Here is a 4167-nt window from a genome sequence, read left to right on the forward strand (position 1 = left end):
ATTTAGGTACTTATATATCATTTTACACAAAATTAGTCATGGTTGTTAACGGATTATCCTTCCCTCTTTTAATTATTACCTGTGTTGTCGTTGTATATTCATAAACAACGCACTCTTGTTTATTCAGGTCGTCAAGGATTGTTGCTGGGTGAACTCCATCAATATCAAAACTATGATAAATATTATCAAATGGATTGTCTGTGATTGAAATACTTTCAAGTCCTAAAAATCTTTTTCCATCTACTGTACATCTATCTTTGTATATAGTTCCAACACTTTTAGGGTCTATTTTTGTTGGTGTAGTTCCTCTTACTATTTTTGTTAGATTGTATAGTTCTTTTGGCATATCTTTCATTATTATATTTATTGTTAATTATTTATAAATTTTACTACCTTTGTTTTGAAATAATATTTTGCATTTAAATGGTAAAAAAGTTTTTCTGTAACTTATTAGACCTACTTAAGTCGTCTTTAATTGTAAGTATTTCTATCAATGTAAACTGGAATAACACCACTATTGTTATTCCAGTGGAGACGTTAGAGAGAAAACAGGATTGGATTGAGCAAAGGTAGCAATTGACTGGGAGTGTGAAAAGCACTCCCTTATTTTTTCTTTTTACTAGCATTGGGATTGAATTTCAATGCTTTTTCTATTTTTTCGTCAAAGGATTTTGGCACGGCTTTCTTCGCTGGCTTTTTTGCTTTGGGTTTATCTTTTTTTGGTTTATTTTGTGGCATAATACATTAGTTAGTCGTTAAATCTTTATACTTCAATCTTCTTTCAGTATTTTGTAAAAGTAAATCAAATCTTCCTTTTTCAGAAATTTTTCTGGTATTGTATCTAAAAACAAATTCGTTTACATATTTCTGTAGATGCTTTCGTGATGTTATGTGATAAATACCCATAATTCCTCTTTTAAAGATACTCCAAAAGCCTTCTATTGTATTGGTGTATACTTCTCCTTGTGCGTAAATTCTTGCTCCATGATGTATATAGTCATGGTTGTACTTTTCGCTTAGGTTTCCATAGTTCCACTCATCTGTATAAATTGTACTGCCTTCTCGGATGTGTTTTAGTATATGAGGTAACAGACTTTTCACAGAGGTGTCGGGAACGACTTTAGCTATTACTATTCCATTTCGTTGTAGCATCCCAAATACAGGGGTTTTGTCCTTGAAACTCCGACCTTGACTTTTAGGTACTTTTTTATTCCAATGTCTATTCTTATTTTTCCCTCCTACGAATGTTTCGTCAATTTCTACAACTCCATCTAATGCTATATCTTCTTCAATTTCAAAGCAGGTTCTTATACGCTGTAGTATAAACCAAGCCGTTTTTTGAGTTACTCTTAAATCTTTTGCCAATTGACAGGATGAAATTCCTTTTTTGTGGCTTGTAACAAGATAGATCGCTAAAAACCATTTTCTTAAACCTACTTTTGTATTGTCAAACAAAGTATTTGTTCTGACATTGAAATACTTCCTTGTATTTTTACATCTGTAGCGGTTGTTTTTGCATTTATAGACCCTTGACGAATCATCGAATGGTGAAACAACATCTCCACCCCATCTTTTCTCTTCTAAATAGTCTATACATGACTGTTCATCTGGGAACATTTCAAGTAATTCGAATATTGATTTAAAGTCTTTTCCTATCATAAGTTTATGTTTATCATGTACTTAAAGATAACAAAAAACAGTCTTATCTGCAAATTTATAATTCAAAATATAGTATATTTTTTATAGCATATTTTGAATTATTTTTACCTTTAGACTTTAACCTTTAAAACTTTATATTATGCCACCTAAAAATCAAAACAAATCTTGGAGTGAAGAAGATATAGAAAAACTAAAAGAGTTAGTAGAAGGTAATACTCCTACAGGTGTAATTGGACTTAAACTTGGAAGAAGCAGAGATGCTATCCAAGCAAAAGCATCCAAAGAAGGTGTCTCTTTAAAACCTGTAAATAAACCTCCCTATGACCGAAAAGTTGCTAATGCTAAGAAGAAAGCCAAGAAGTAATCCTTTCAAACTTTCGTCTTAATTCATTAGACCAAATATAACTATCTGGAATTTGTACACCTAGTTCCATTATTAAGGAATGTATCTCGTCTTTATTTTTAAGAATGAGTTCGTCTTTGTTTTTTCTTTTTTGCATAATCTTTTATTATTTAGTTAGTAAATATTGTTATTTTTGTAACGACATACGAAAATTTATAAAGCGTTAGCTTTTATTCTGCCAATAGGAAATCTGGTAAATTTCAAATTGTAGGTAAGAATGAGAAGTTGATGCTCATGCTATTTGGCGTGGGCTTCTTTCTTGTTTATCCTACAAGGGCTTACCAGAGCCTCCTATTGGTAAATGAGACTGTAATCCCACGCTTTCTTTTTAATAATGCTACTTCGGGATTAAGTGGTACTTATACATTTATTTTATGAAACACTTCAATTTTTTATTTGTATTCATTTTTATTCTGTTTATATCCTGTTCAAAGGATGATGACAAGACAAGTGACCTTGTAGCCGAAAGGTGTCCTGTTCTTATATGTATAGAGTGTTCTGCAACATTTAATGGACAGACTACAGTTCCTGCACAATTCTGTGGTACAGAGAAAGAGACAGATTTATTCGAGCAACGCTACCGAGACATTAATAAGCCAATCCCACAAGTAATAATAAATTGTATTAGAAAATGAAAAATACCAATTCACTAGCTATAATGCTGATTGTATTACTTAGTATTCCCTTTGGCAATTGTTATTCGAAAAAGAAAATAAACTATGAGGGAGTAGTTTACACCTTAAATGATATTCAATTGAAAGTAAATGTAAAGACTAATGCTCAAAAGTATCCTAAAACACATATCTCAACTACTGTACCTTATTGGCTTTCTTTTTCCTTAACAAATCTAAGTGAAACAACTCTTTTCGAAGCTTATTCAATGATAGATGGTAAGTCACAAATAGCATCTATTTATATTGTTTTTAGATTGTCTGACAATACTTTAATAGAACATAGGGAAGCTCTTATCGGGGTCAAGGTTTCTCCTCAAATGACCTCTACTGAACACTCTATTGTTGTATGGGTTGCCAAAAACAAGAATATTGTATCTGTGGAGGGTGTTCGTATAGAGTATAGTAGTACTATTTAGAATGTGACACATTCTTATTAACCTAATCACCATTTTTATGAAAGATTTGTTATCTACAATTATAGTTATAGTTGGTGTAATAATCGGTTGTATCGGCATCGTTATGTTCATAGTGAAAGTAATGTCTTCATTCTTGCATATCTTACCATATATTATCGGTTTAATTGTTATTATAGCTGTAATATCATATTTTCTTAGTCCTTCTGATAAGTCAAGGTAATTCCCTTGACATTCAGAAATTTAAATAAAAAGGCTGAAGATTAACAAAAAATGCTACTTTTACAATTGCATTATACAATAGCGGTGTTCACTTTGGTTTATCATCTAACAGAACATGACGCAATGTATATGCTGTTGTGAGAAGCCTGTATCAGTAATATCATACACTCGCTTCCGATATGGACGTGTAGAGTATATAGACTCATACTGCCGTAGTTTGCCTCAGAGGTAATTTCTAACGCGCGCGCAAGGAGCGAAATCCTTGCTTTTTTTCAGCCTTTTATTTGTGTATTAACCTTTTAATCCTTATTTATGAAAAAGAAAGAAGATACATTTACATTTTATCCCGACAAGAGAGGTAAATTCAGATGGAAACGTTTGGCATCTAATGGGATTACAGTTGGAGATTCCTCGCAAGGTTATGCCAATAAGTCATATTGTAAGGAGAATGCTGTAAGAAATGGGTATGATGAAAGTAAGCATATCACTGTTTACGAATGGTAGAGCATGTTGATGTACCTTTAAAAAGTATCTTCTCACTAGCTGCTCTCTGCTTTAGAAATTCTTCTGCCTCAGCCCAATCCTGAGCCCAAATTTCACCGTTCCTTTCTTGACCTTCTATTGTGTAGGTCGTCCCAAAGTAATATTCGGTAACTTCTCCTACTTTAGTTTTAGTTTTTTTACAATACTCTATTAATTTGTTATCTTGTTTTTCTTTATCTTTCATGTTTTTTGTTTTTAAATTAGTAAACGTCCCCTGACCGAGGATTTTGTGTAAAATGATATATAGTTACCA

The 4167-nt window shown here is 32.1% G+C and carries 8 protein-coding genes; 4 read left to right on the forward strand and 4 right to left on the reverse strand.

Annotated features, from left to right (window positions below; all coding sequences use genetic code 11):
• Positions 1 to 22: 22 nt before the first annotated feature.
• From G7Y56_RS18115 to G7Y56_RS18120, 3 genes are all read right to left on the reverse strand, one after another.
• Positions 23 to 346 carry a hypothetical protein gene (locus G7Y56_RS18115; protein WP_165045829.1) on the reverse strand — a complete coding sequence of 108 codons (324 nt, stop codon included), beginning with the start codon at positions 344 to 346 and terminating at the stop codon, positions 23 to 25.
• 257 nt (positions 347 to 603) lie between these two features.
• The gene (locus G7Y56_RS18795; RefSeq protein ID WP_255491507.1) at positions 604 to 738 is read right to left on the reverse strand and encodes a hypothetical protein; all 135 of its coding nucleotides are present in this window, start codon (positions 736 to 738) and stop codon (positions 604 to 606) included.
• A 6-nt stretch (positions 739 to 744) separates the two neighbouring features.
• Positions 745 to 1659: an IS1595 family transposase gene (locus G7Y56_RS18120; RefSeq protein ID WP_165045831.1), complete on the reverse strand. Its 915-nt coding sequence runs from the start codon at positions 1657 to 1659 to the stop codon at positions 745 to 747.
• 139 nt (positions 1660 to 1798) lie between these two features.
• On the opposite strand from G7Y56_RS18120, the gene G7Y56_RS18125 reads away from it, so the two are divergent.
• The 4 genes from G7Y56_RS18125 to G7Y56_RS18140 all read left to right on the forward strand — a co-directional run bounded on the left by G7Y56_RS18125 (position 1799) and on the right by G7Y56_RS18140 (position 3875).
• Positions 1799 to 2023: a hypothetical protein gene (locus tag G7Y56_RS18125; RefSeq protein WP_165027241.1), complete on the forward strand. Its 225-nt coding sequence runs from the start codon at positions 1799 to 1801 to the stop codon at positions 2021 to 2023.
• Positions 2024 to 2436: 413 nt separating this feature from the next.
• Positions 2437 to 2697 (forward strand): hypothetical protein, encoded by a 261-nt coding sequence (locus G7Y56_RS18130; RefSeq protein ID WP_165045833.1) that lies wholly within the window; start codon positions 2437 to 2439, stop codon positions 2695 to 2697.
• Positions 2694 to 3152, forward strand: a complete 459-nt coding sequence (locus tag G7Y56_RS18135) for a hypothetical protein (RefSeq protein WP_165045835.1) — start codon at positions 2694 to 2696, stop codon at positions 3150 to 3152. The genes G7Y56_RS18130 and G7Y56_RS18135 overlap by 4 nt, the downstream gene beginning before the upstream one ends.
• Positions 3153 to 3683: 531 nt before the next feature.
• Positions 3684 to 3875 (forward strand): DUF1508 domain-containing protein, encoded by a 192-nt coding sequence (locus tag G7Y56_RS18140; RefSeq protein ID WP_165045837.1) that lies wholly within the window; start codon positions 3684 to 3686, stop codon positions 3873 to 3875.
• On the opposite strand, the gene G7Y56_RS18145 is transcribed toward G7Y56_RS18140, so the two are convergent.
• A complete protein-coding gene (locus tag G7Y56_RS18145; RefSeq protein ID WP_165045839.1) occupies positions 3856 to 4098 on the reverse strand; it encodes a hypothetical protein in 243 nt (80 codons plus the stop codon). The two genes, G7Y56_RS18140 and G7Y56_RS18145, sit on opposite strands and share 20 nt — an antisense overlap.
• Positions 4099 to 4167: the final 69 nt, after the last annotated feature.

It is taken from the genome of Dysgonomonas sp. ZJ709 (assembly GCF_011039195.1).
In the GTDB taxonomy this organism is placed as follows: domain Bacteria; phylum Bacteroidota; class Bacteroidia; order Bacteroidales; family Dysgonomonadaceae; genus Dysgonomonas.